The sequence below is a fragment of the Streptomyces sp. NBC_01210 genome (genome assembly GCF_036010325.1).
Taxonomy (GTDB): Bacteria; Actinomycetota; Actinomycetes; order Streptomycetales; family Streptomycetaceae; genus Streptomyces.
The window spans coordinates 7,717,831-7,740,523 of sequence record NZ_CP108549.1; the positions used below are offsets into that span (position 1 = coordinate 7,717,831).

22 protein-coding genes are annotated in these 22,693 nt (G+C 70.4%); 12 read left to right on the forward strand and 10 right to left on the reverse strand.

From position 1 onward, the window contains the following. Positions 1-19 precede the first annotated feature (19 nt). Entirely contained in the window at positions 20-1,651 is a 1,632-nt protein-coding gene (locus OG735_RS34810; RefSeq protein ID WP_442812541.1) for an FAD-binding oxidoreductase, read from the reverse strand. Positions 1,652-1,711: 60 nt separating this feature from the next. On the opposite strand from OG735_RS34810, the gene OG735_RS34815 reads away from it, so the two are divergent. The 3 genes from OG735_RS34815 to OG735_RS34825 are packed head-to-tail and all read left to right on the forward strand — an operon-like array spanning position 1,712 to position 3,514. Further along, on the forward strand, positions 1,712-2,401 hold the full coding sequence (locus OG735_RS34815; protein WP_327327105.1) for a TetR/AcrR family transcriptional regulator: 690 nt from the start codon (positions 1,712-1,714) through the stop codon (positions 2,399-2,401). A 12-nt stretch (positions 2,402-2,413) separates the two neighbouring features. Continuing rightward, entirely contained in the window at positions 2,414-2,641 is a 228-nt protein-coding gene (locus tag OG735_RS34820) for a hypothetical protein (RefSeq protein ID WP_327327106.1), read from the forward strand. 27 nt (positions 2,642-2,668) lie between these two features. Continuing rightward, entirely contained in the window at positions 2,669-3,514 is an 846-nt protein-coding gene (locus OG735_RS34825; protein WP_327327107.1) for a maleylpyruvate isomerase family mycothiol-dependent enzyme, read from the forward strand. Positions 3,515-3,524: 10 nt separating this feature from the next. On the opposite strand, the gene OG735_RS34830 is transcribed toward OG735_RS34825, so the two are convergent. Then, on the reverse strand, positions 3,525-4,325 hold the full coding sequence (locus tag OG735_RS34830; protein ID WP_327327108.1) for an N-formylglutamate amidohydrolase: 801 nt from the start codon (positions 4,323-4,325) through the stop codon (positions 3,525-3,527). 127 nt (positions 4,326-4,452) lie between these two features. On the opposite strand from OG735_RS34830, the gene OG735_RS34835 reads away from it, so the two are divergent. The 5 genes from OG735_RS34835 to OG735_RS34855 all read left to right on the forward strand — a co-directional run bounded on the left by OG735_RS34835 (position 4,453) and on the right by OG735_RS34855 (position 9,338). After that, on the forward strand, positions 4,453-5,247 hold the full coding sequence (locus OG735_RS34835; protein WP_327327109.1) for a class I SAM-dependent methyltransferase: 795 nt from the start codon (positions 4,453-4,455) through the stop codon (positions 5,245-5,247). A 548-nt stretch (positions 5,248-5,795) separates the two neighbouring features. Next, positions 5,796-6,608, forward strand: a complete 813-nt coding sequence (locus OG735_RS34840; protein WP_327327110.1) for an SAM-dependent methyltransferase — start codon at positions 5,796-5,798, stop codon at positions 6,606-6,608. Between the two features lie 70 nt (positions 6,609-6,678). Next, on the forward strand, positions 6,679-7,584 hold the full coding sequence (locus tag OG735_RS34845) for a LysR family transcriptional regulator (protein WP_327327111.1): 906 nt from the start codon (positions 6,679-6,681) through the stop codon (positions 7,582-7,584). A 102-nt stretch (positions 7,585-7,686) separates the two neighbouring features. Continuing rightward, positions 7,687-8,274 carry a cysteine dioxygenase family protein gene (locus OG735_RS34850; RefSeq protein WP_327327112.1) on the forward strand — a complete coding sequence of 196 codons (588 nt, stop codon included), beginning with the start codon at positions 7,687-7,689 and terminating at the stop codon, positions 8,272-8,274. Beyond that, the gene (locus tag OG735_RS34855) at positions 8,274-9,338 is read left to right on the forward strand and encodes a YeiH family protein (protein ID WP_327327113.1); all 1,065 of its coding nucleotides are present in this window, start codon (positions 8,274-8,276) and stop codon (positions 9,336-9,338) included. The genes OG735_RS34850 and OG735_RS34855 overlap by 1 nt, the downstream gene beginning before the upstream one ends. A gap of 103 nt (positions 9,339-9,441) precedes the next feature. Here the strand turns inward: OG735_RS34855 and tsaA are convergent, their stop codons facing one another. The 3 genes from tsaA to xylB form a co-directional block, all read right to left on the reverse strand. Beyond that, positions 9,442-9,876, reverse strand: a complete 435-nt coding sequence (gene tsaA, locus OG735_RS34860) for a tRNA (N6-threonylcarbamoyladenosine(37)-N6)-methyltransferase TrmO (protein WP_327327114.1) — start codon at positions 9,874-9,876, stop codon at positions 9,442-9,444. Then, complete coding sequence (locus OG735_RS34865; RefSeq protein ID WP_327327115.1) at positions 9,873-10,334, reverse strand: pyridoxamine 5'-phosphate oxidase family protein; 462 nt, start codon at positions 10,332-10,334, stop codon at positions 9,873-9,875. Before OG735_RS34865 ends, tsaA begins: the two co-directional genes overlap by 4 nt. 207 nt (positions 10,335-10,541) lie before the next feature. Beyond that, on the reverse strand, positions 10,542-12,017 hold the full coding sequence (gene xylB / locus OG735_RS34870) for a xylulokinase (protein ID WP_327327116.1): 1,476 nt from the start codon (positions 12,015-12,017) through the stop codon (positions 10,542-10,544). Positions 12,018-12,187: 170 nt separating this feature from the next. On the opposite strand from xylB, the gene xylA reads away from it, so the two are divergent. Continuing rightward, the gene (gene xylA / locus OG735_RS34875; protein ID WP_327328561.1) at positions 12,188-13,357 is read left to right on the forward strand and encodes a xylose isomerase; all 1,170 of its coding nucleotides are present in this window, start codon (positions 12,188-12,190) and stop codon (positions 13,355-13,357) included. A gap of 70 nt (positions 13,358-13,427) precedes the next feature. Here xylA and OG735_RS34880 read toward each other — a convergent pair whose 3' ends face one another. The 5 genes from OG735_RS34880 to OG735_RS34900 are packed head-to-tail and all read right to left on the reverse strand — an operon-like array spanning position 13,428 to position 18,560. After that, positions 13,428-14,681 carry an ROK family transcriptional regulator gene (locus OG735_RS34880; RefSeq protein ID WP_327327117.1) on the reverse strand — a complete coding sequence of 418 codons (1,254 nt, stop codon included), beginning with the start codon at positions 14,679-14,681 and terminating at the stop codon, positions 13,428-13,430. 34 nt (positions 14,682-14,715) lie between these two features. Further along, positions 14,716-16,161: an FAD-dependent oxidoreductase gene (locus OG735_RS34885; protein WP_327327118.1), complete on the reverse strand. Its 1,446-nt coding sequence runs from the start codon at positions 16,159-16,161 to the stop codon at positions 14,716-14,718. Further along, on the reverse strand, positions 16,158-17,345 hold the full coding sequence (locus tag OG735_RS34890; protein ID WP_327327119.1) for an MAB_1171c family putative transporter: 1,188 nt from the start codon (positions 17,343-17,345) through the stop codon (positions 16,158-16,160). Before OG735_RS34890 ends, OG735_RS34885 begins: the two co-directional genes overlap by 4 nt. Positions 17,346-17,348: 3 nt before the next feature. After that, positions 17,349-17,882, reverse strand: a complete 534-nt coding sequence (locus OG735_RS34895; RefSeq protein WP_327328562.1) for a toxin-antitoxin system, toxin component — start codon at positions 17,880-17,882, stop codon at positions 17,349-17,351. A 45-nt stretch (positions 17,883-17,927) separates the two neighbouring features. After that, positions 17,928-18,560, reverse strand: coding sequence for a helix-turn-helix domain-containing protein (locus OG735_RS34900; RefSeq protein ID WP_327327120.1), 633 nt, complete (start codon positions 18,558-18,560; stop codon positions 17,928-17,930). 238 nt (positions 18,561-18,798) lie between these two features. Between OG735_RS34900 and OG735_RS34905 the strand changes: the two genes are divergently transcribed. The 3 genes from OG735_RS34905 to OG735_RS34915 all read left to right on the forward strand — a co-directional run bounded on the left by OG735_RS34905 (position 18,799) and on the right by OG735_RS34915 (position 22,392). After that, positions 18,799-19,878, forward strand: coding sequence for an MmyB family transcriptional regulator (locus OG735_RS34905; RefSeq protein ID WP_442812542.1), 1,080 nt, complete (start codon positions 18,799-18,801; stop codon positions 19,876-19,878). Positions 19,879-20,242: 364 nt separating this feature from the next. Beyond that, positions 20,243-20,452, forward strand: a complete 210-nt coding sequence (locus tag OG735_RS34910) for a hypothetical protein (RefSeq protein ID WP_327327122.1) — start codon at positions 20,243-20,245, stop codon at positions 20,450-20,452. A 119-nt stretch (positions 20,453-20,571) separates the two neighbouring features. Beyond that, the gene (locus OG735_RS34915) at positions 20,572-22,392 is read left to right on the forward strand and encodes a glycoside hydrolase family 15 protein (RefSeq protein ID WP_327327123.1); all 1,821 of its coding nucleotides are present in this window, start codon (positions 20,572-20,574) and stop codon (positions 22,390-22,392) included. The last annotated feature ends 301 nt before the right edge of the window (positions 22,393-22,693 follow it).

The window sequence follows — 22,693 nt, forward strand, 5'->3', positions numbered from 1 at the left end:
ACTCCCGCGAACGACCCGGTCAGCCGGCAACAGCCGGATCGAAAAGCACGCCCGGGTTGAGAATTCCGGCAGGGTCGAGCGACTGCTTCACGGCCCGGAGGGCGTGGGCGAACGGCTCAGGACGCTGGCGGTCGTAGCCCGGCCGGTGGTCGCGGCCGACCGCGTGATGGTGGGTGACGGTCGCGCCGTGGTCGGTGAGGATCTGCATCGCCGCGGACTTGATCTCGTCCCACATCGCGACTTCCTCGCCGCGCCGCCCCGGCGCGATCACGGTGAAGTAGGGCGCGGGCCCGTCCGGGTAGACATGGGTGAAACGGCAGTTGATCGTGCCGGCGGCGCCCGTCACCTCCCGTACGGCGTCTCCCAGGTCCCTGCGCACCGACTCGTACAGTCCCGGTGCACGGTCCCAGGTGCAGGCCGTCTCGAACGTCTCGGTGATCACGCTCATCCGGGCGAGCGCGTCACGGAGGTACGGCATCCGCAGGAACGCCGAGCGCCAGGTGCCGGCGGCGGCGTCTTCGGCGTCGGTGCCAGCCGGAGCGGGTGAGCCGCCGTGGTCACGGGCCAGGATGACGAGTTCGGCGAGGCGCTCGCCGACAGGGGAATGGGCCGACTCCACACCGAGGACGAGCACGCTCTCGCCGTCCCGCGCGACACCTGCCAGAGCGGCCTCCCCGGGGTCGAGCAGCCGGCAGTTGGCCGGGTGCAGGCCCGACTGCGCGATGGCGCGTACGGCGTTCATCGCGGCGTGGACGTCGCTGAACAGCACCGTGGCCGACGCCTTGTGACGCGGGCGGTCCTGGAGCCGCATCCAGGCCTCGGTGATCACGCCGAGCGTGCCCTCGGACCCCAGGAACATCCGGTCGGGGGAGGGACCCGCTCCCGAACCGGGCAGCCGCAGCGACTCGTTGACCCCTACGGGCGTCACCACGCGCAGCGACTCCACCAGGTCGTCGATGTGGGTGTAGAGCGTGGCGTAGTGCCCGCCGGCACGGGTGGCCAGCCAGCCGCCCAGGGTGGAGAACTCGAAGCTCTGTGGGAAGTGGCGCAGGGTGAGTCCGTGCGGCCGCAGTTGCGCTTCGAGGTCGGGGCCCAGGGCGCCGGCCTGGATCCGGGCGGCCCGGCTGACAGGGTCGATCTCCAGTACGCGGCCCAGGGACGAGAGATCCATTGACACCACACCGCGGTGCCGGTCCGCGCGGTACTCGACCCCGCCGACGACCGAACTGCCCGCTCCGTACGGCACGACGGCGACGTCCGCGTCCGCCGCCCAGTCGAGGACATCGATCACATCCTGCTCCGTGCGTGGGTGGGCGACCTGGTCGGGTGCGGCCGAGAGGTCTCCGTTCAGGGCCCGGACCACATCGCGGTACGCCTTGCCGTAGGTGTGCGATGCCCGGTCCCGTGGAGCGGCCGACATCAGAGGGGCGAGCGCGGAGGGCGGCTCGATACGCACCTTGGGCAGTTCGAGGGCGGAGATGTCCGGCACCGGCAGTGGGGTGGCCGCCGAGCCCGGGACCAGCCCACCGAGTGCCGTGCATTCGGTGTCGGGCAGTGCCTCGTCCGCCGTACCCCAGCCCCACCAGGAGCGGTTCCGCGAGGAGTTGGAGTGGGATACGGGCGGGGTCACGGGCGAAGTGCTGTCGACCACGTGTATTGACCTCTCGGTAATTTACCTCTTGGTAAGTTACCGCAACGTATAGTCTCCGCCATGACCACTGCAAGAGCCTCGGCCGCACCTGATCCGGCAGACTCCGTCGCGTCCGCCGGTGGCGGTGCGCCAGGAACCCGGGGCCAGAGCCGCGGCGCGGGGACCAAGGGCGTCCCGCGCGCCCGCCGCGAGGAACAGATCGTGTCCGCGGCCCTGGAGGAGTTCGGCAGGCACGGCCACGCCGCGGCGTCGATGGCCGCGATCGCCCGGCGCGTCGGCGTCACCAAGCCGATGCTGTACACGTACTTCGGCTCCAAGGACGGTCTCTACGCGGCCTGTCTCGAACACATCGGCCACCGCCTCCTCGCGGCGATCAACGCGGCCATGGCGTCGAGCCCGTCGGGGGACCGGCTGCCCCACGCGGTCCTCACCGCGGTCTTCGAAACGCTGGAGGAACAGCGGCACGCCTGGTTTGTGCTGTACGACCGGACCCTGCCACCCGGCTCCGAACCGTGGCGCGCCGCCCACCGCCACCGCGCGGCCACCGACGACCTGGCGGCCTCCGGCACCGCCGCGCTGCTGCGCGGCCACGGCAATGACGACGCCCTCGACGCGGACGCCCTCAAGCATGTGTGGACGGGCACGGTCGGCGCCCTCGTCGGCTGGTGGGTCTCCCACCCCGACCTGTCCGCGCACGACATGAGCGCACGCTGTGCCCGTCTGCTCTCCGCCATCCGCGACGGAGCCTGAGACTGCAGGCAGGTGGCCGAGGACCGCTCACGCGACGGCTCGACCACGCTCACCCGGAATCCCGTACCGAAGTCGCTGCCGCGGGTCGCCGAGCTCGTCGGCTCCGGCCAGTACGGCGTCCTGCTGTGGCGCTCGGACGGCACCGCCGCCCCCACCGAATTGCACCTTCCGGTCTCCTTTACTCGGCGCCCCCTTGAGCGCCCAGCCCGGCGAACGCGGCTGCCGTCAACGGGACAATGAATCGAAGTGGCCGGGAAGGAGCGGGGAATGACCATTTCGGGCAGGTGGCCGCCGGAAGCCGGATGGCAGAGTGACGCCATGGACTATGCCGCGCACTTCCACCGCGAGATCCTTGCGTTCGAGGCGGCCGCCCGCAGGGCCGTCGGCGCGGATGAAGCACCCGCGGTCCCGAGCTGCCCCGACTGGACGATGTCCGATCTGGTCCAGCATCTCGGCGGAGTGCACCGATACGTGATCCGCGTCCTCGAAGAACGGCCCACGCGGGCCCTCGATCCCATGGACCCCGTGATCTACCGGCTGCCCGAGGACCGCGAGGGCTGGCCGGTCCTGGGCGCGGCCCCCAACCACGGACCGCTGGCGGAGGGCCTGATCGACTGGTTCGCGGACGGAGCCGCCACGCTGGAGTCCACCTTCCGAAGCAGCGACTCGAGCGACTCGGTGTGGACATGGTCGACGCAGCAGACCGTCGGCTTCTGGCTGCGGATGCAGGTCATCGAGGCAGCCGTGCACCGCTGGGACGCCGAACGTGCGACGGGCGAGCCCGGCCCGGTCGACCCGGAGCTCGCGACGGACGCGATCGCCCAGACCTTCGAGGTCATGGTGCCGGCCGGCCGAAGCCGCAACTCGGCCCCGCGCGGATCGGGCGAGCGATACCGCTTCAGCCGTACCGACGGCACGGACTCCTGGACGGTGCAGTTCGAGGGCGACGACATCCTGGTCACGGACGGCGGCGATCCGTGCGACGTCGAGGTGTCCGGCACGGCGTCGGACCTGATGCTGTTCCTGTGGCAGCGGATCCCGGCGACGCGGATCGACGTAAAGGGCGACCGGGGGGTACTGGACCGCTACTTCACGCTGGTGCCGCGCGTATGACGGCGCCGCTCTACACCCGGGACACGGCGTCGACCAGGCCGGCCACGGCGCCGGCGAGTGCCGCGAGGCCCGAACCCGCCGGGCCGCCCGGCTCCGTCATATAGATGTCCCGCCGGATCTCGATCATCAGGGCGCTGACGCGCGGGTCCTTGCCGTAGTACTTCAGCGGTACGTAGGTGCCTGCGAACGGGCTGTTGATCCCCGTGCCGCCGAAGTCGTCGAACACCTTCTCTGCGTGAGCCAGCAGCTGCGGGGAAGTGTGGAAGTCGTCGATACCGAGGCAGACGGGCGGGCGCGGCCCGTCGCCGTGCAGCTCGTAGGGCAGGGGCTCGGTGGGGTACGAGTGGATGTCGATGACGACGGCACGTCCGGTGGCTGCCAGCCGCTCGCCGACCGCCGCGGTCATCGCCTCCGCATAGGGACGGAAGTAGCGCTCGATCAGCGGCCGGGGGTCCGCGCCCGGCGGCCGGAGCCGCTCGCGGTGCGTGGTCTGCGTATAGACCGCGCCCATGCCGACCGCCAGCATCTCCTCGCGCTCGTCCGGGAAACGCTCGGGGTCGATCACTAGGCGGGACAGGCCGTTGACGAACCGCCAGGGGATGACGGGCGCGGCCTCCACTGCGGCGGCGGCGATCTCGGCCGTGTGGGAGTCGGTGATGTGGTCCAGCTCCAACTCGAGCGCACGGTCGTCCAGCACGATTCCGTCACGCACCGATTCGGGAATGATCCGCGAGGAGTGCGGGACGTGAAGGATTACCGGCGAGTCGGCGGCGCCGGGAATGAGCTGGAAGCACTGGGGCGCGTGGTTCATAACACCGACATTAAACCGGTCGACTAGCAGGCGCGGGCTGGTCGCCCTCGCCGCGGTGTCGCTCCGATACCCCGCGATAGCCTGTCGTTGGACGGCACAACAGCATCGGTGACACGCGAGGGGGATCGTGGAGCGGCGCGATGTGCGGGGGCACTATGAGGGGCTCGCTGCCGAGTACGACGAACACTGGGTGTACGGACCGGACTACATCCCATGGATGTCAGCCCGCATCGCGGAAGCGCTGCGACTCACCGCCACCGACCGCATCGCCGACATCGGCTCCGGCACCGGCCTGTTCGCGAGTGAAGTCGCGAAGTCGCTTCAGCCTCGCCAGCCCATCCTGTGCGTCGATCCGTCCGAGGCGATGCTGCGCCAGATCGGCACACCACCCCCTCCCGGTCTGACGCCGATCGTCGCCTCCGCCGAGGACATCGCCGAGGGGCGCCGCGATCTTCCGTACGAAGAGCTCGACGCGATGTGGCTGAAGGAGTCCGTGCACCACCTGCCCGACCCGGCCCACACACTCCGCGGCCTGTCCGAACGACTGGCGCCGGGAGGCAGGCTGCTGGTGGTAATGCTCCCGGCCACCATCCAGTACCCGCTGTTCGAAGCTGCTCTCACCCGCTTCGAGGAGCTGCAGCCCGACCCGGCCGGCATCGTGGGCCACCTGCGCGGCGCAGGGCTGGACGCCGACCTCACCCACGTCGAGCACGAGCTGCGCATCGACCGGGACAAGTACTTGGGCATGGTGCGTGCCCGCTACATGTCTCTGCTCGCCACGTTCAGCGACAGCGAGATCGAGAAGGGGATCGAGGAGATGCGCGCTGCCCACCCGGAGCCCGTCGTCGTGTTCCCCGACCGGTTCGCCTTCATCCTCGGAGAGCTCGAAGTGGCGGGGGAGCGGCGAGGTGGGGGCGAGTGAGTACCGTGGTCGATGAACGGCTGCGGCGTTTGCGGACAGAGCTGGACGATCACTCCCGTATCGCGGACCACTTGGCACTTGGGTGAATCCGAGCGTGAGTACGCGGACAGTGCACTCACGCACTCTCCCTGGTGGATGAGGACCGCCTCGTTCTTCGGCGCGGAGGGTAGGTCCGCTCCTGCGCGGCCACCGTACGAGCCGGTCGGTGCTGGCCGCCCAGGTGGCGACGGGCGAGGTGTGGTGCGGTGGGAGTGGGGGGACGGGGCGGCGTGTGCTGCCCCGGCCGTGAGGACCGCGCTGATCGTGACGGCGGTAGCAGCACGCACCTGTAAGCAGGATCCATTCATGTGGACGTGGGCATGAACATGCCGGTGAGAGTGCTGGTTGCCTGCACTCCCGCACCCGCACCCGGTGTCCATACCGCCTCTCACGGACCGAACGGTCGTGAACTCCCCACGTCACACGAGGAGTTACTTGCCGCAGGAGATTCCTGCTGCGAGGATCGCATGATCGATCAACCTTTGACGTTGAGTATCTGGGGGCTTCGTATGACCGGGACCGAGCCGGCTGCCGCACGGATCGACACCAGCAAGCCGCATCCGGCCCGGGTGTACGACTGGTTCCTGGGCGGCAAGGACAACTACCCGGTCGACGAGGAACTCGGCCGCCACATCATGAGCATCGACAACCGCGCCAAGCATGTCGCCCGGACCAACCGGTGGTTCATGCACCGTGCCACCCGGTGGCTGGTCGGTGAGGCGGGCGTGCGCCAGTACCTGGACGTCGGCACCGGCATCCCCACCGAGCCCAATCTGCACCAGATAGCCCAGACCGCCGCCCCCGAGTCACGCGTCGTCTACACCGACAACGACCCGATCGTGCTCACCCACGCGGCGGCGCTGCTGCGCAGCACCCCGGAAGGCGTCACCGACTACATCCAGGCGGATGTGCGCGACCCCGGCCGCATCCTCGAACAGGCCAGGAAGATCCTGGACTTCGAGCGGCCGATCGCCCTCTCGCTCGTGGCGCTGCTGCACTTCGTCGGCGACGACGACAGCCCGTACGAGCTGGTGCGCCGACTGGTGGACGCGCTGCCGTCCGGCAGCTACCTCGTACTGTCACAGCTCACCGCCGACTTCGACCCGCTGGCCGTCCAGCGGGGCGTCGACATGTACGCGGCCGGCGGCGTCAGGCTGGTGCCGCGCTCGTACGCCGAGATCGGCCGCTTCTTCGAGGACCTCGAGCTGACGGAGCCCGGCATCGTGCAGTTGACGCAGTGGCACCCGGAGCTCGGCGTGGACGAAGTCACCGAAGGGAACGAGGCGGCCTCGCTGTACGCGGGAGTGGCACGCAAGCCGTAGTCGTAGCCCGGTCGGGCGGGAGCGGGAGGCCCCGGTCCCGCGGTACCCAAATTCTGCTTATGATGCGCGTGTGTTCGATTCCCGGCACATCAAAACGTTCCATGAAGTGGTCCGCACCGGTTCGTACTCCGCGGCCGCTCGCGCGCTCGGCTATACGCAGCCGGCGATCACGCAGCAGATGAAGGCCCTCGAACGGGACGTCGGCACACCGCTGTTCATCCGGGTCGGCCGCGGCATGCGCCTCACCGAGGCCGGAGAGGCGCTGTCGCGGCACGCCGCGGTCATCCTCGACAGCATGTCCGCGGCCCAGCAGCAGGTGGGCGCCCTCACCCGGCTGCGCGCCGGACGCGTCCGTGTCTGTGCCTTCCCCAGCGCCAACGCCACCATCATCCCCGAGGCGATGGCCCGGCTGGCCGCCGGCCATCCCGGGGTCCGCGTCGAACTGCTGGAGAACGAGCCGCCGGAGTCGCTGCAGCGGCTGGTGCGCGGCGAGTGCGACATCACGCTTGCGTTCACCTATCCCGGGCTGCACGAACACGTACCCGACGAGTTGGTGGAGATCCCGCTCCTCGAGGATCAGTTGACGGTGCTGCTGCCGACCGGGCATCCGCTGGCGCGGCGGCGGGCGGTGCAGCTGGGGGATCTGGCGGAGGAGCGGTGGATAGCGGGGTGTCTGCGCTGCCGGGCCAACCTCCTCCACGAGTGCGCGGAACAGGGCTTCGCGCCGGACATCGCGTTCACCACGGACGACAATCTTGTGGTGCAGAGCCTGGTCGCCGAAGGTCTCGGCGTCGCCATGATCCCGGCGCTCGTACTGAACTTCCTCTGCCACCGGAAGGTCACCGGGCGGGCGCTGCAGCCCGCCAGGCGGCGGCAGATCTCGGCGTACATCCTGCGGGAGCATCTGCGGATTCCGGCGACGGCTCTGGTTCTCGAGGAGCTCAAGACGGTCGCCGCGAACAAGATCGGCTGCTGACGTCATGAGCTGAGTCATGAGCTGAACTCATAAGCGGGGCTTGGGAAGTCGCGAAGAAACCCTCGTTGGACGTAATGGATCAGGCGGCACGACGCTGCCCGTATGACCACTTCGACCGCATCCAGTGCCTCCGCAGCCTTCCGGGCGGCGCGTACGACCGACCGTCTCGACGCGCTGATCGCCGAGGTGCGCGAGGCCGTCGGGCGCGGACTGCCACCGGACCTGACGGCGTATCTGGTCGGTGAACGCCTGGCGCCGCATCTCGGAGCGGACGATCTGCTCACACCGGAGCAGTGTGAGAGCGACCCCGCGTGCTACCGCCAGCATCTGCTCCACGCCGAGCACGACGGGAGCTTCTCGGTCGTCGCGCTGGTCTGGCTGCCGGGACAGGGCACGTCCGTGCACGACCATGTGTCGTGGTGTACGACGGGTGTGCACGAGGGCGAGGAGCGCGAGCGGCGCTACCGCCTCCTCCCGTCCCCGACGACCGGCACGGCCGCGCGCCTGGTCGCCACCGGAGATGTGATCAACGCGCAGGGCGCGGTGTGCGGCTTCGCTCCGCCCGGCGACATCCACCGGGTCTGGAACGCGGGCGCGGACCGGGCGATATCGCTCCACGTCTACGGAGCGGACATCTCCCGTCTCGGCACGAGCGTCCGCCGGGTCTACGAACTGCCGGCCGACCGCTGATGGCGCTGCTCCGGGAACGGGCGGCCACAGCCTCACCGTCCGGCTCCGTCTCGGCGCCGGCTCACTGGCCCGGGCTCGCGCTCGCGGTGCTCGGCGTCGCCGTGGCCTGGTCCGTGCATCAACTGGTGCCGGACATACCGATGCTGACCGCTGCCGTGGTGCTGGGCATCGTGGCCGCGCATCTGCCGGTGGCGCGCTCGATCGTCCGGGGAGCGGCCCGCCCGGGACTCTCGTACGCCGCGAAACGCCTGATGCGCATCGGCATTGTGCTGCTCGGACTGAAGCTGAGCCTGGACGATGTGCTCGGACTCGGCTGGGCGACGGTCACGATGGTCCTCGGAGTCGTCACGCTGACCTTCTTCGGCACCTGGTGGCTGGGCCGCCGGATGGGGCTGCCCGGCGACCAGCCGCTGCTGATCGCCGCCGGGTACTCGATCTGCGGTGCGTCCGCGATCGGCGCGGTGAGCGAAGCGACCGACAGCGACGAGCGCGACGCGGCGACATCGGTGGCGCTGGTGACCCTGTGCGGGACCCTCGCCATCGCCGTACTGCCGCTGCTGCAGCAGCCGTTGGGGCTGAGCGACGCGGAATTCGGCCGGTGGGTCGGCGCGAGCGTGCACGACGTGGGCCAGGTCGTCGCCACCGCGCAGACCGCCGGTCCCGGCGCGCTCGGTGAGGCGGTCCTGGTCAAGCTGATGCGGGTGGCGCTGCTCGCGCCGCTCGTCGCTGCGGTGGCCGTGTCCGTACGCCGCCGACGGCGGGCCGGCGCGGCATCGGGCTCCGATACGGCAGGCAGGAAGCGGCTTCCGCTCGTCCCGCTCTTCGTGGTCGGCTTCCTGGCGATGGTGGCCCTGCGCAGCACAGGCCTGCTCCCGACGGCCGCGATCGACGCGGCGCAGCGGGTGCAGGAACTACTGCTGGCCGCCGCGCTGTTCGGCCTGGGCAGCGCGGTCGACCTGCCGTCGCTGACGCGCACGGGCGGGCGGGTCGCGGCGCTCGGGCTGTGCGCGTGGGCGGTGGTGGCGGGGGTTTCGTACGCGGGAGTGCTGCTGGTGATGGGCTGAGCCTCGCGCGGACGCGCTTCGTGAAGCCGCAGCGCGTCGCCTTTCGTCCGCCGTCCGCCGTCCGCCGTCCGCCGTACGTCGTCCGCCGTGCGTCCGTTCCGCGTCAGCGCTCTGAGCCTCGGCCGAGCAACGGTTTCACGTCGATGACGGGTGTGCCGTCCAAGGCTTCCAGGTTGCGCACACGGACCCGTAGCCCCTCGATGGCGACGATCTCCACGCAGTGCAGCCCCACCGGATTGGGACGGTCGGGGGAGCGAGTGCTGAACACGCCCGTCTCCGGCCGCGACCGATCATCGCGCGGGCGCACCGCCAGCACGTCCCGGCGGGCGCGGTCGAGCCAGGTCAGCACGAGCACCTCGGTCCCGGCCTGCAGGTCGCGAATACCCTCCGCCACGCCCTGCTCGAACACCAGCCACGCCTCGGGCGAACCCTCGTCACCCTGCTTCGGAGCCTCGGCGCGACGTAGCAAGGGAGACTCGACCCGGCCGATGGGCTGCAGAACGTACGGCGGCCGCTCAGGGGCGTTCTCGCCGCTCATTCGGGGATGAGCCATTGTCCGTCGCGCATGAGCTCGCGGCCCTTGAGTTCGTTCTCTTCGCGCCAGGCCTGGAGCCGCTGGGGGTGAATGCGGAAGTAGAGATAGGTGCTGCTGAGCCGGCGCGGGTCGAAGCCGGTCTTGTCGGCGAAGGCGTCGCCGGTCCCGTCCGGGAGATCGGCGGCTGCCAGCGCCTGCACCGTTCCCTCGATGAGGACGACATCGCGGGTGGGCCCGACGGCGAGGCGGACCTTGCCGGTGGCCTGGAGATTGCGGGCGGTCGGGCTGGAAGCCGCTGTGGCCACCAGCAAGGTGGTGCCGTCCCAGAGGAACGACAGCGGAATCAGATAAGGGGTCCCGCTGTCTGCGTCGGCCGTGGCCACCCATACGTCGGTGTCCCGCTCGAGCCGGCTCAGTACGTCCTGCTTGCGTTGTTTCGCGGTCCGGGCGGGCGGGGTCATCGGGAGCGGCCTCCTGAGTGCCGATCGAGATCGAGTCCGGGCGTGATGGCGGTGGTGATGACGGTGGTGATGAAGGGCGGCACGACGGGCGCGACGACGGGCGGCGCGGTCCTCGCGAGTCTGTCACGACGACCGCGCTCCACGGTGCTGTCCGGCCCGAAGAGCCCGGATCGGACCCGCGTCCACTCTCTCGTCGGCCGTCGCCGATCAGCTGAGCAAGGTCGGCGCCGCCCGCTCCAGTACGGAGGAGACCCGCTCCCATGTCTCCATGTCCCGTTCCACCGGCGGCAGTTCGGCCGCGTTCCCGACCTGCCAGCTGCCCGCCACCGCCACCGGATCCTCGCCGGTCGCTGCGCCCGCGGCGAGCGCCGCCGCACCGAGGGCGACCAGTTCGCCGCTCTCGGGAATCAGCAGGGGGCGGCCGGAGAGGCGGCGTACGGTCTCCACCCAGTGCCGCCCCTTGGCCCCACCGCCCACCAGTCGCAGCGGGCGGGCGGCGACTTCCCTGTCGGTCGGGTCGAGGCCGCAGGTGCGCAGCACCTCGTCGAGAGCGCGCAGTACCGTCACGACCGCGCCTTCGTAGGCGGCGCCGAGGAGTTGCTGGCGGCTGGTGGTGTGGCGCAGCCCGGTGAGCAGACCTGAGGCGGCGGGCAGATCAGGGGTGCGCTCGCCGTCGAGGTAGGGCAGCAGCACGACCTCACCGCCCGCCTCGGCGGTGTCGCGGTGCAGGCCCAGCAGGGCGGCGATCTTGTCGACCGCGAGCGTGCAGTTCAGCGTGCAGGCCAGCGGGAGGTACGTACCGTCGGCTGCGGCGAACCCGGCGAGTGCCGTGGACGCCGGCCGGGTGCGGCTGGCGGCGAAGACCGTGCCGGAGGTGCCCAGGCTGAGGGCCGGATGATCAAGCAGCCCGGCGCCGCCGAGCCCGAGGCCGACGGCGGCGGCCATGTTGTCGCCGGTGCCCGCGGCGACCGCGATGCCGGCGGGCAGGCCGAGTTCCGCGGCGGCAGCGGCGGTCAGCGAGCCGATACGGGCCGCGCCGGTGGCGGCCACCTCGGGCAGCAAGTCGGCGTCCAGGCCGATCAGTTGGAGGAGTTCGGGGTCGTACGCTCCGCCGGCGGTGGAGTACCAGCAGGTGCCCGATGCGTCGCCGGGGTCGGTGGCCGCGATGCCCGCCAGCCGTTCGGTGAGGAAGTCGTGGGGAAGGCGGACCGCGGCCGCTGCCTTGGCCGCACGCGGTTCGTGCTCACGCAGCCACTGCCACTTCGCGGCCGTCATCGAGGCCACCGGCACCGATCCGGTACGCGCCGTCCAGGCGTCCGGGCCGCCCAGCGCCTCGGTCAGGGCGGCGGCCTGGGGGGCCGAGCGGGTGTCGTTCCAGAGCAGCGCGGGACGCACCGGATGCCCGGCGCGGTCGAGGACGACCAGGCCGTGCTGCTGCCCGGCGACCGCGATGCCGGTCACGGCCGACGCGGCGAGACCGGACTCCTTGAGGCCCATGGCGACGGCCTCGCGCAGCGCGTGCCACCAGACCTCGGGATCGCTCTCGCGTGCGCCGCTCTCGCCGGTGACCTGGTGCGCGGCCCGGCCGACGGCGAGCGTACGGCCGGTGGCGGCGTCGATGAACGCGGCCTTGGCGGACTGGGTCGAGCTGTCCACGCCGATGACGACCGTCTGGGTCGGCATTGCCTCACCTCTCCCTCCCGGCCTATTTTGGCCGACACCCAACAAATTACGTCACCCGGTCCCGCGCGAACAGATCGAGAACAGGTACTGATGGGCTCCTGTGATCACATGGACGGGTGCAGTATTAGTAAGGTATGAAAACAAACCCTGGATCGAAGGCGGTCATGGCGATGTCGGAACGCTTCACACCCACCCCCGAGGACAGGTTCAGCTTCGGCCTCTGGACGGTCGGCTGGCAGGGCAGGGACCCCTTCGGAGAGGCGACCCGGGCGCCGCTGGACCCCGTTGAATCCGTGCAGTACCTCGCCGGGCTCGGGGCGTACGGCGTCACGTTCCACGACGACGACCTGATCCCCTTCGGCGCTACCGAGGGTGAGCGTGAATCGCACATCAAGCGCTTCCGGCAGGCGCTGGACGCGACCGGTCTGGTGGTGCCGATGGCCACCACCAATCTCTTCACCCACCCTGTCTTCAAGGACGGCGGCTTCACCGCCAACGACCGGGACGTACGTCGTTACGCGCTGCGCAAGACCATCCGCAACATCGACCTCGCCGCCGAGCTCGGGGCCCGTACCTACGTCGCCTGGGGCGGCCGCGAGGGCGCGGAGTCGGGCGCGGCGAAGGACGTACGCATCGCTCTGGACCGGATGAAGGAAGCCTTCGACCTGCTGGGGGAGTACGTCACCGAGCAGGGGTACGACCTGCGGTTCGCCATCGAGCCCAAGCCCAATGAGCCGCGCGGGGACATCCTGCTGCCCACCGTCGGCCACGCGCTGGCCTTCATCGAGCGCCTGGAGCGGCCCGAGTTGTACGGCGTGAACCCGGAGGTCGGCCATGAGCAGATGGCCGGGCTGAACTTCACGCACTCCATCGCCCAGGCGATGTGGGCCGACAAGCTCTTCCACATCGACCTCAACGGGCAGAGCGGCATCAAGTACGACCAGGACCTGCGCTTCGGCGCCGGCGATCTGCGCTCCGCGTTCTGGCTGGTCGACCTGTTGGAGACAGGCGGCTACGAAGGGCCGCGGCACTTCGACTTCAAGCCGCCGCGTACCGAGGACTTCGACGGGGTGTGGGCATCGGCGGCCGGCTGTATGCGCAACTATCTGATCCTCAAGGAGCGGGCCGCCGCCTTCCGCGCGGATCCGCGGGTACAGGAGGCGCTGCGGGCCGCTCGCCTCGACGAGCTGGCCCGCCCCACCGCCGAGGACGGGTTGTCCGGGTTGCTCACCGACCGTGCGTCGTTCGAGGAGTTCGACGTCGAGGCGGCGGCCGAGCGGGGCATGGCCTTCGAGTACCTGGACCAGCTGGCCATGGACCACCTTCTCGGCGTGCGCTGACAGCCCGGGTGCTTGCCGGGGCTCCGCCCCGGACCCCGCCCCTCAAACGCCGGCGGGGCTGGATTGCCTCCTAGGACACCGCGTACGCCACCGGGTCGGCCAGCACGTCCCGCACCACGAGAGCCGCCGCGCCGCGCGCCGCGTCCGCAGCCGCCGACGAGGCGCGCAACCGCCCGCTGCCCTCGGGCCACAGCCCCGACACCACCCGGCCGGCCAGCTCGCCGCCGGCCGGCGGCGACAGCCAGGGCAGTAGCGGCCGGTAGATCCCGCCGAGCACCACCGCGTCCGGGTCGAAGAGGTTCACCGCGCCGGACAGCACCCGGCCCAGCATCAGCCCGGCCTGTGCGATCGCCGTCACCGCGCGTTCGTCGCCCGTGCCGGCCCGGCGCTCCAGTTCGGCCACGCCCGCGGCGCCGGTGGACTCGTCGATGCCCGCGGCCCGCAGCAACGCCGACTGACCCGCGTACTGCTCCAGACAGCCCCGCGAGCCGCAGCGGCACTCGGGGCCGTCAGCGGACACCACGACATGGCCGATCTCCCCGGCGAATCCGTGCGCCCCGCGCAGCAGTTCACCGTCCAGGACCAGCGCGCCGCCGACGCCGATCTCGCCCGACAGATAGAGAAAGCTGCGCACCTCGCCCAGACCGCCGAACCACAGCTCGGCCAGGGCCGCCAGATTGGCCTCGTTCTCCGCGTGCACCGGCAGCGCGGGCAGGCCGGGCCGCAGCGCTGCGAGCGCCTCGGCGAACGGAGCCTCGGCCGCGACCCCGGTCCAGCCCAGATTGGGCGCCTGCCGGACCGTACCCGCCGAGATGAGCCCCGGCAGTGCCAGCTCCGCGCCGACCGGCCGCAGCTCCTGCTCGACGGCCGACGTCAGCGCCCGGGCAGCTATCCCGGCAGCCCGGGCGAGTACCCGGGCGGGCGGCGCGCCACGGTTGTCGAGGTGCTCGACGAGACGCACCCGGTCGGTGCCCGCCAGATCCACCACACACACCGACACATAGTCGACGTTGATCTCGACCCCGATGCCCGCGACGCCGGTACGGGCCACTTTCAGTACCGTGCCGGGCCGGCCGGCCTGACCGCTGAACGTCTTCCCGGACTCTGACAGGAAGCCGCTCTCCAGGAGTTGCTCGACCAGCGAGGAGACGGCCGCACGGGTCAGCCCCACCCGCGCCGAGACACCGGCCCGCGTCACCTCGCCCTCGTCGCGGACAGCCCGCAGCACCAGGCTGAGATTGTGCCGTCGCACCGTCTCCCGGTCGGCCTTGGGCTCCAGCGGTGTGTGGTTGCCCGCGGAGCCGCTCGTGTCATTGCCGTTCATCTCGCGGCCGAGCCTAGGCGATCCGCTTCCGATCTCACGCCTCGGCCGGGTCGGTCTCCGGCTCGCTGTGCGGTTCCTCGGCGATCTGCAGCTCCTCGTCGGTCAGCGGCGGCCCCGGCAGGCGCGGCAACCGGGGCCCGCGCAGCGCGGCCAGCACGACCCGTGGCCCGACCAGCGCGGTGAGCGGTGCGGAGAGCGTCATCACATCCGTCAGAGCGGTGGTGACCAGGAAGTTTCCGGTCGAGGTCAGCATCAGACGGTCGACGTAGCGGCCGAGCAGCCGGTCCACCGCGCCCGGCTGCTTGCCAGTCGCCCCCGGGTAGAAGATGTCCTGTCCCGTGGCCAGGTCCCAGGCCGTTCCGGTGGACTTGGAGATGGCTCGCTGTGCCCGCCGGGCCAGCCCTGCCGAGGTGGGCCCGTGCGTCCGGATCTGGTCGCGCAAAGCCCGTACGCCCTGCGCCGCCACGGACATTCCGTGGCCGTAGACGGGATTGAAGGTGGCCACCGAGTCACCCACCGCGACGAAACCGTCGGGCCAGCCGGCGACCTTCTCGAAGTACCTGCGCCGGTTGGCCGTGTTGCCGAACGTGACCACGTCGCTGATTGGCTCGGCACGCGAGATGAGCTCACCGACTATGGGGTGCCGCACTCCGCGGGCGAATGCCTCGAAGGCATCGGCCGCCTTGGTGGGCTGCCCGCCCCGGGTGCCGGACAGTGTCACGAGCCAGCGCCCGTCCTCGACCGGGAGGACGAGTGCGGCCTGGCCGGGGCGCTGTTCGCGCGCATTGGACTGCACATTGACGATGGGGAACTCCGCCGTGCCCCGTGGAGCACGGAAGAGGCGGCTGGCGTACACCAGGCCGGCGTCCACCTGGTCCTCGCGCACCGCATCGACGCCCAGCGCCCGCAGCAGTTCCGGCGCGCGAGTGCTGCGGCCGCTGCAGTCGACGACCAGATCGGCAGCCAGAACGCGCTCACCGCCGTCGGGGGTCCGTACCCGCACCCCCGTCACACGGGCGGAACTTCCTTCGAGGGTGAGCAGTTTGGTGTGCTCGAGCAGGGTGATGCGCGGCTCTGCCAGGACCTGCTCGCGTACGACCCAGTCGAGCAGATCGCGGCTGCAGGCGATCAGGTAGTGAGTCTCGGTCCAGCGCCGGTACCAGCCCTGCGGAGACAGTCCGACCATGCCCGTCGGCAGTGGGATGCGGCGGGCGCCGGCCGCCAGCCAGCGAGCGGTGACACCGGGCAGCAGGGACTCGATCGCCTCGACTCCTCCGCACCACAGTATGTGGGCATGACCTGCCTGAGGCAGGTGCTTACGGGGTTCGGGGCCGGCCGGGAGAGAGTCGCGTTCCACGACGGTGACCTTGTCGGCGAACTCGCCCAGTGCGGCGGCCGCCAGCATCCCGGCCAGTCCTCCGCCGACGACGACGGCGTGACGGAGGGCAGGGCCCGCGCCGGGTCTGTGTGGTTGGCTCATGGGTGACTGCTCTCTGACCTGGCCGCACAACGGCGGGCTGCTGCAACGACAGGCGAGTGACGCAACGCTCGGGACATCCCGACGAGATCGCGCTGAGCCTGCTCGGGTGCGGCGGAACGGGTGTCCGCCGCAGTGATGATCATCCCCTGCGGGTCGGCGTCCCGGGCGATCACCGCGGCGGCCAGCATCGCCGCTTCGGCGACGGCCTCCGCCTGGTGCGTATCGGTCCCCGAAGCGAGCGCCGCGGCATGGGACTCCGCCCGCAGGCCGTGGTCGAAGTACGGGTCCAGAGCGAGGATGCCGTCGTGGATGAACGCTTCCCGCTGGGTCAGCCGGAGGTCGAGGGACGACCACCGGGAGATCGGGACCGCCATGGCACCTTCTGGAGCGGTGGAGCGCAGTTCACGCCAGAGCGCGCCCAGCTTCCAGTAGGTGGACCAACTCTGCCAGGAATCGGTGAGGCGCTGTCCGGCCACCGGGAGAATGAACCCGGCGGCGATGATCAGAGCGGAGGCGGACGCCAGCGGGGGTGCCACGCGGGTGCTGAGGGCGTCCCAGTTGTGCCCGGCCCACCGAGCGGATACGGCGGAGTACTTGGCCGCGTCGAAGCCGAGGTTGAGGAAGTAGCCGATCATGATGAGCACCAGACCGGTGCGCAACCAGCCGTGGACCCGCAACGACCAGCGCCAGCACAGGACGGTCATCACGACCGCCGCCACCGTGTGCGCCACAAGATAGAGGACGATCATCTCGCGCATGTACGGAGTGTTCGCGTAGTACGTGTCCAGGTCCCGCAGCCGCTCGACGGGAGCGTCACCGAGGGCGAACAGGACGATCATCGCCACGATGACCGTGCCGTACGCGGTGATGCAGCGGCGGGAAGCACGCCGGGTGACTTCGGGCGGGCCTCCGCGCCAGTTGATGATGAGCACAAGGCAGGAAGCACTGAAGGCCGTGAGGATGCAGTAGACGAGCGGCGCCGAGAAGTTGGGTACACCGGTGATGCGGTTCACCGCGGCGATGGTGGGCGGCGCCGCGAAGAAGAACACCGAGACGGCCACCAGCAACAGCGCGCTGACGGACCGCAGCAGCGGATCACGCCAGGTGCGGCTGATTCCGGGCAGCCGGAACGCGAACGCGACGGCGAGCGCGGCCCCGGGTATGTAGAAGTCCAGACCCTCCACGCATCAGCCCTGCGGCTTTCGGTACCCCAGCGACGCTTCGATCCGGCCTTCGATCGCATCCCGGCCGGGAACGCGGCCGCGTGTGTGTGAACCTGCCAGCCAGGAACGGCATTTGGTGCTCAGCAGCAGTCCGAAGGTCTCCGCCTCGTTCTCCTCGGCCGCGTCGAAGCGCGTACGGGCGGCGACCTTGAGTACGGTGTCCTGCAGATCGGCGCCGTCTGTCAGCAGCCGCGCCGCGACGGCCGCGCCTTCGACATGGTGGCTGCAGTGACCGGCCTGCATATGCCACAACTCATGTCCGAGGATCACCAGTTGGTGGTCGGGGGCGGTACGTTCCTCAATGACGATCAGGTCCTGGTCGGCCATGTCGAGCCACAGTCCGCTGGCGGTTCCCGGCGGGAACGAAGCCACGCGGAACTGGACCGGCCGGCCCCGGCGGCTGCCCATCTTCTTGCACAGCGCCGCATAGAGATCTGCCGGTTCCGCAGGGACGGGCAGGTCGATTCCGGCCATGAGCTCGCCGCACAACCGCCGCATCTCTTTGCCTATGCTCACCGTTCTCCCGTCGGCGCAGAGTTCATTTCAGGACTCCGTCGGCTTGACGCTCTCCAGGAGCATGTCGAGCCACTCGGTGACCTTGTCCCGGTGTTTGTCGGTGGGGAGTTGGGCCGCACGCCAGGCGATGCCCCGTACCCCGTGGTCCTGCAGCAGACGCTCCAGCGGATCGCCGTCACCGGCGAAGTCCTGCAGCAGGGTCTGCTCGGTGCGCTGCAGGGCGCCGTCGAGTGCGTCGGCGTCCTCGGCGGTCAGGAATCCGGCGTGGACCTTGAAGAACCGCTGGATCGCGTCGCAGTGTTCCATGGTCGGCCGGCGGTCGCCGTTGATGAGGGCCCCCGCCTGCTGCCGTGACATGCCCGCGCCGTCGGCGATCTCCTGCTGGGTGTAGCGGCGGCCGTTGGGCTTCAGCCGCGTTCTGCGCAACAGATCGAAGCGCTGCAGAAAGCGTGCCTGGAGGTCGGGTTCGCCGGCCCGCTGCCCGGCGAGCAGGGCGCCGACCACGTCGGCGGGGACGCCCGAGGCCTCGGAGAGCTGATGGATGTCGAATACCTCGCCGTGGGGCAGCCCGAGCTTGTCCGCGAGCTCGGCGACACGGGCAACGGATGCCGCCAGGGGGACTGTGGCCGTCGAACCCGGAACCGAGAAGCCGTCTGTCACCAGTAGGTCTCCTAGATCACGCGAGGCAGCCCCGCATACAGTGGCGCTGCCGGGAGATTATCCGTTGCGGGAGAGCGTAGCCAGGTCTTGCCACAGCTGTGGCGCGAATTGAGCGGTCAACGGCGGGCAATGCCACGATAGTTGACATGGTCGTTGTTGCGGTAGCAGGATCGCCACGCGGTGATGATGATCCAAATGGCCCTGCCGCAGCGGGACTTCGAGAAGGGTGGCGTTCTCGATGACACATGAGGCAGGCGTGGAACGGCCTGGTGTCCAAGGGCGCCGAGGGTGTGCCGGAACGGGCCGCGGCGCGGTGCGGGCGAGGCGGGTCACCGATGTCCTCCGACGGCGCCGGGAGGAGCTCGGCCTGAGCGTGGAGGACGTCGCCGCGCGGCTCGAGATCAGCACGGGCGCGTACGGCAGCTGGGAACGCACGCCCGCCCAGGAGTGGACCGACGAGAGGCTCTGTGCCCTGGTCAAGGCTCTCGAGATGAGCGATCAGCAGGGAGGATGGCTCTTCCGCCTCGCTGTCGACCGTGATCCGCCGCCGCCCTGGAAGACGCCTGTCGGGGCGTCCGTTCCGGCGCCTCCGCTGGGGCCCGCCCGTCCGTCCGGTCCCGCGTTTCCGTCCGGGCCCGTACGTCCGTACGTCCCTGTGTCCCCGTCGTTGCCCGCGAGCCCGTCCGGTCCCGCGGATCGGGCTGATCCCGCGGAGAGTTCAGACCCCGAGACACGGGCCTATCTGCGTGACTACGCCGTGATGATGGACGCCGTGCCGCTGCCCTCCGTGCTCTTCGACCGGCGCTGGGAGGTGGCGCACGCCAACCCGGCCTTCGACGCCCTCTTCCGCGGAATCGGGCCGCACCCCACGGCCATGCCGGACCAGAACTTCCTCCGGTTCGTGCTCTTCCACCCGGACGCGGGCACGGTGCTCGCCGACCGCGAGACGAGCTGGTGCCTGCCATTGCTGGCGCAGTTGGAGTCCGCCCTGGAGAGCGACGACGAGGACCGAGTCCTTCAGGCCATTCGTCACGACATCGCCGAGGACCCGATCATGGACGCCGCCTACCGGTGCGGTCTTCCGCACTGGATGCGCGCCGCGGGCGCGGCCGCCGTCCATCACGATGGCGCCCTGCGGCCGCTCCATCACCCCGATCCCCGCCGGGGACGCACCGAGTGCCGGATCGTCGACGAGACCCCCGCGAGCCTTCAGGGCCGGGGGTTCACCAGGATGACGCTGGTACTGCGCGAAACGCGCGTGGCCGAACCGGTGCTGCGGCGGGGCAAATCGCATCTGAGGGCCGTCTCCAGCGGCTGAGCCGGGACCGGGGGGCCGAGCCGGGGCCGACGCCGGTGGCAGCGGTCCCCTCACCCTTGTCAGTAGTTGGCGCGTCCATGACGATGAGCTCAGGTCGCGGCAGACCTCAGGAAACGCAGGCGGCCCCACCAACCCCCTTGGCACCGGCCGGAGAACGGTTCTGTCGGCCGCAGCCGGAACCGCCGCGCTCGGCGCGGCGCTGACCGGCGTCGGCGCACCGCCCGCGGCCGCCGCGGCGCACCCCCGACCGGGACCGCCCCGCCACCGCCCAGCAGGCGCCGCCCTGTGGACCCTCGCCCAGGCGCCCGGCACCCCCAAGGGAGCCAAGATCCTCACCAGCGCGCTGACCAACGCGACCGAGCTGGTGTGGCAGCGCGGCAGGGAAGCCGATCTCGCCGGCTACGAAGTGGTGTGGCGCGAAACCACCGCGCCCGAGTGGACCCATGTCGTCCCGGCCGGTGACCCGATCAGCCACACGGTCGAACTCTCCAAGGACAACGTCTTCTTCGGCGTCCGCGCCGTGAACCGAGCCGGGCTGCGCAGCCCGGTGGCATTCCCCGCTCCCCAGCGCTGATTCGGCGGCCAGCCGAGACTTGAGGTGTCACGCGTAACGTGCCCGAATCCCCTGCGTTCCGCGGGGGAGACGGGGGTCCGCCTCCGGAAGTCGGCTGCGACGGTGTTCCGGGAGTTCGTGTGGCTGCGCTCATCGAGGACTATGCACTGATCGGGGACATGCAGACCGCCGCCCTGATCGCCAGGGACGGATCGGTCGACTGGTTCTGTCTGCCGCGCTTCGACTCGCCCGCGGTCTTCGCCGGGCTGCTCGGCACCGAGGACCACGGCTTCTGGCGGCTGGCGCCCGCGGGGCCCGCCGACGGCGCGGGCGCCGCCACCCGCCGCCGCTACCGCGGTGACTCACTTGTCCTGGAATCGGAGTGGGACACCCCGGAAGGAACGGTTCGGCTGATTGACTTCATGCCGCCAAGGGGCGCGGGCCGTGGTAGGCCGGATGCCGCACCGTGTCTCGTACGAATAGTGGAGGGCGTCTCAGGCCGGGTCCGCATGAGTTCCGCACTGCGGATGCGCTTCAGCTACGGCCGGATCGTCCCGTGGGTTCAGCGCGAGCACGGACCCGGCGGCCGGGACCGGCTCGTCGCCGTCGCCGGCCCGGACGCGCTCTGGCTCGACGCGGACGTCGGCACCTATGGCAGCGATCTGACCACCCACGCCGCCTTCAGCGTCGGCGCGGGCGAGCGCGTCACCCTCACCCTGAGCTGGCAGCCCTCCCACGGCGACGCGCCGCCCCGGCCCGACGCCGCCCAACTCCTCACCGACACCGAGAACTTCTGGTCCCACTGGACCGGCCAGTGCAGCTACTCGGGACCCTGGCGCGAGGCCGTGGTCCGCTCGCTGATCACCCTCAAGGCGCTTACCTACGCCCCGACCGGCGGAATCGTGGCCGCGCCCACCACCTCGCTGCCCGAGGAGATCGGCGGCGTACGCAACTGGGACTACCGCTACGCCTGGCTGCGCGACGCCGCCATGACCCTCACCGCCCTGCTGCGCACCGGCTACCGCGAGGAGGCCCGCCGGTGGCGGGAGTGGCTGCTGCGGGCCGTGGCAGGGGACGCGCAGAACCTCCAGATCATGTACGGAGTCGCGGGGGAGCGCGAACTGCCGGAGGCCGAACTCCCGTGGCTGCCAGGCTACGAGAAGTCAGGACCGGTTCGCATCGGCAACGGTGCCGCCAACCAGCTCCAGCTCGATGTGTACGGCGAGGTCGTGGACGCCCTCTGGCTGGGCCAGACCTCGGGACTCTCCCGCGACGACAGCACCCACATCCTCCAGATGAAGCTGATGAACCACCTCGAGTCCAACTGGCGGGAGCCGGACGAGGGCATCTGGGAAGTGCGGGGCCCACGCCGCGACTTCGTCCACTCCAAGGTGATGACCTGGGTCGCCGCGGACCGCACCGTACGCAGACTGTCGAGGCTGCCACTGGAGAGCCCGGTGCAGCGCTGGCGAGCCCTGCGCGACGAGATACACCGCGACGTCTGCGCCCACGGCTACGACCCCGAGCGCAACACCTTCACGCAGTACTACGGCTCCAGCGAACTGGACGCTTCGCTACTGCTCATCCCGCAGATGGGCTTTCTGCCGCCCGACGACCCGCGGGTGGTCGGCACCATCGAAGCCGTGCAGCGGGAGCTGTGCGACGACGGCTTCGTACGCCGCTATCCGGTGCCCGGGGGCGGTTCGGACGCGCTCGGCGGAGACGGACTGCCCGGCGGCGAAGGCGTCTTCCTGGCCTGCTCCTTCTGGCTCGCGCACGATCTGGCGCTGATCGGTCGCAGGTCCGAGGCACGCGAGCTGTTCGAACGGCTGCTGGCACTGCGTACGGACCTCGGTCTGCTGGCCGAGGAGTGGGACACCCGGCGCGGCCGGCTGGTGGGGAACTTCCCTCAGGCCTTCAGCCATGTGCCGCTGATCGACACGGCACTGCGGCTGTCCTGAACGCAGGTCCGCGGCCCGCGCCTGGAGCGAGAGTCGACCGGCCCGGCGCATGGTCGTACAGCACTTGCATTTCCGCGCAGAGGAGAGTGGCCATGTCGTCATTAAGAAGTTTCGTCCTCGTCAATGTGCTGCGTCCGATGGGCCGGGCACTGATCGCCTACGGGATGTACTGGGTGTGGATCCCGGGCGTCAACCATGAGGAAATCATGCCGCGAGACAGTTTCCCCCGAGAAGACAGCCATGAATATCTCAGTCTTTTCGATCAGATCGAGCCGCCTTCAAGGCGGTCTTGAGACGCATT

What these genes read in the sequence shown, in the direction of transcription:
- xylA (WP_327328561.1), top strand. Translation starts at nt 12,188, where the DNA reads ATGTCGGAACGCTTCACACCCACCCCCGAGGACAGGTTCAGCTTCGGC.
- OG735_RS34895 (WP_327328562.1), bottom strand. Translation starts at nt 17,882, where the DNA reads ATGCGGCGGTTGTGCGGCGAGCTCATGGCCGGAATCGACCTGCCCGTC.
- tsaA (WP_327327114.1), bottom strand. Translation starts at nt 9,876, where the DNA reads ATGAGCGGCGAGAACGCCCCTGAGCGGCCGCCGTACGTTCTGCAGCCC.
- OG735_RS34905 (WP_442812542.1), top strand. Translation starts at nt 18,799, where the DNA reads ATGACACATGAGGCAGGCGTGGAACGGCCTGGTGTCCAAGGGCGCCGA.
- OG735_RS34850 (WP_327327112.1), top strand. Translation starts at nt 7,687, where the DNA reads ATGACCACTTCGACCGCATCCAGTGCCTCCGCAGCCTTCCGGGCGGCG.
- OG735_RS34865 (WP_327327115.1), bottom strand. Translation starts at nt 10,334, where the DNA reads ATGACCCCGCCCGCCCGGACCGCGAAACAACGCAAGCAGGACGTACTG.
- xylB (WP_327327116.1), bottom strand. Translation starts at nt 12,017, where the DNA reads ATGCCGACCCAGACGGTCGTCATCGGCGTGGACAGCTCGACCCAGTCC.
- OG735_RS34880 (WP_327327117.1), bottom strand. Translation starts at nt 14,681, where the DNA reads ATGAACGGCAATGACACGAGCGGCTCCGCGGGCAACCACACACCGCTG.
- OG735_RS34830 (WP_327327108.1), bottom strand. Translation starts at nt 4,325, where the DNA reads ATGAACCACGCGCCCCAGTGCTTCCAGCTCATTCCCGGCGCCGCCGAC.
- OG735_RS34840 (WP_327327110.1), top strand. Translation starts at nt 5,796, where the DNA reads ATGACCGGGACCGAGCCGGCTGCCGCACGGATCGACACCAGCAAGCCG.
- OG735_RS34825 (WP_327327107.1), top strand. Translation starts at nt 2,669, where the DNA reads ATGACCATTTCGGGCAGGTGGCCGCCGGAAGCCGGATGGCAGAGTGAC.
- OG735_RS34885 (WP_327327118.1), bottom strand. Translation starts at nt 16,161, where the DNA reads ATGAGCCAACCACACAGACCCGGCGCGGGCCCTGCCCTCCGTCACGCC.
- OG735_RS34815 (WP_327327105.1), top strand. Translation starts at nt 1,712, where the DNA reads ATGACCACTGCAAGAGCCTCGGCCGCACCTGATCCGGCAGACTCCGTC.
- OG735_RS34855 (WP_327327113.1), top strand. Translation starts at nt 8,274, where the DNA reads ATGGCGCTGCTCCGGGAACGGGCGGCCACAGCCTCACCGTCCGGCTCC.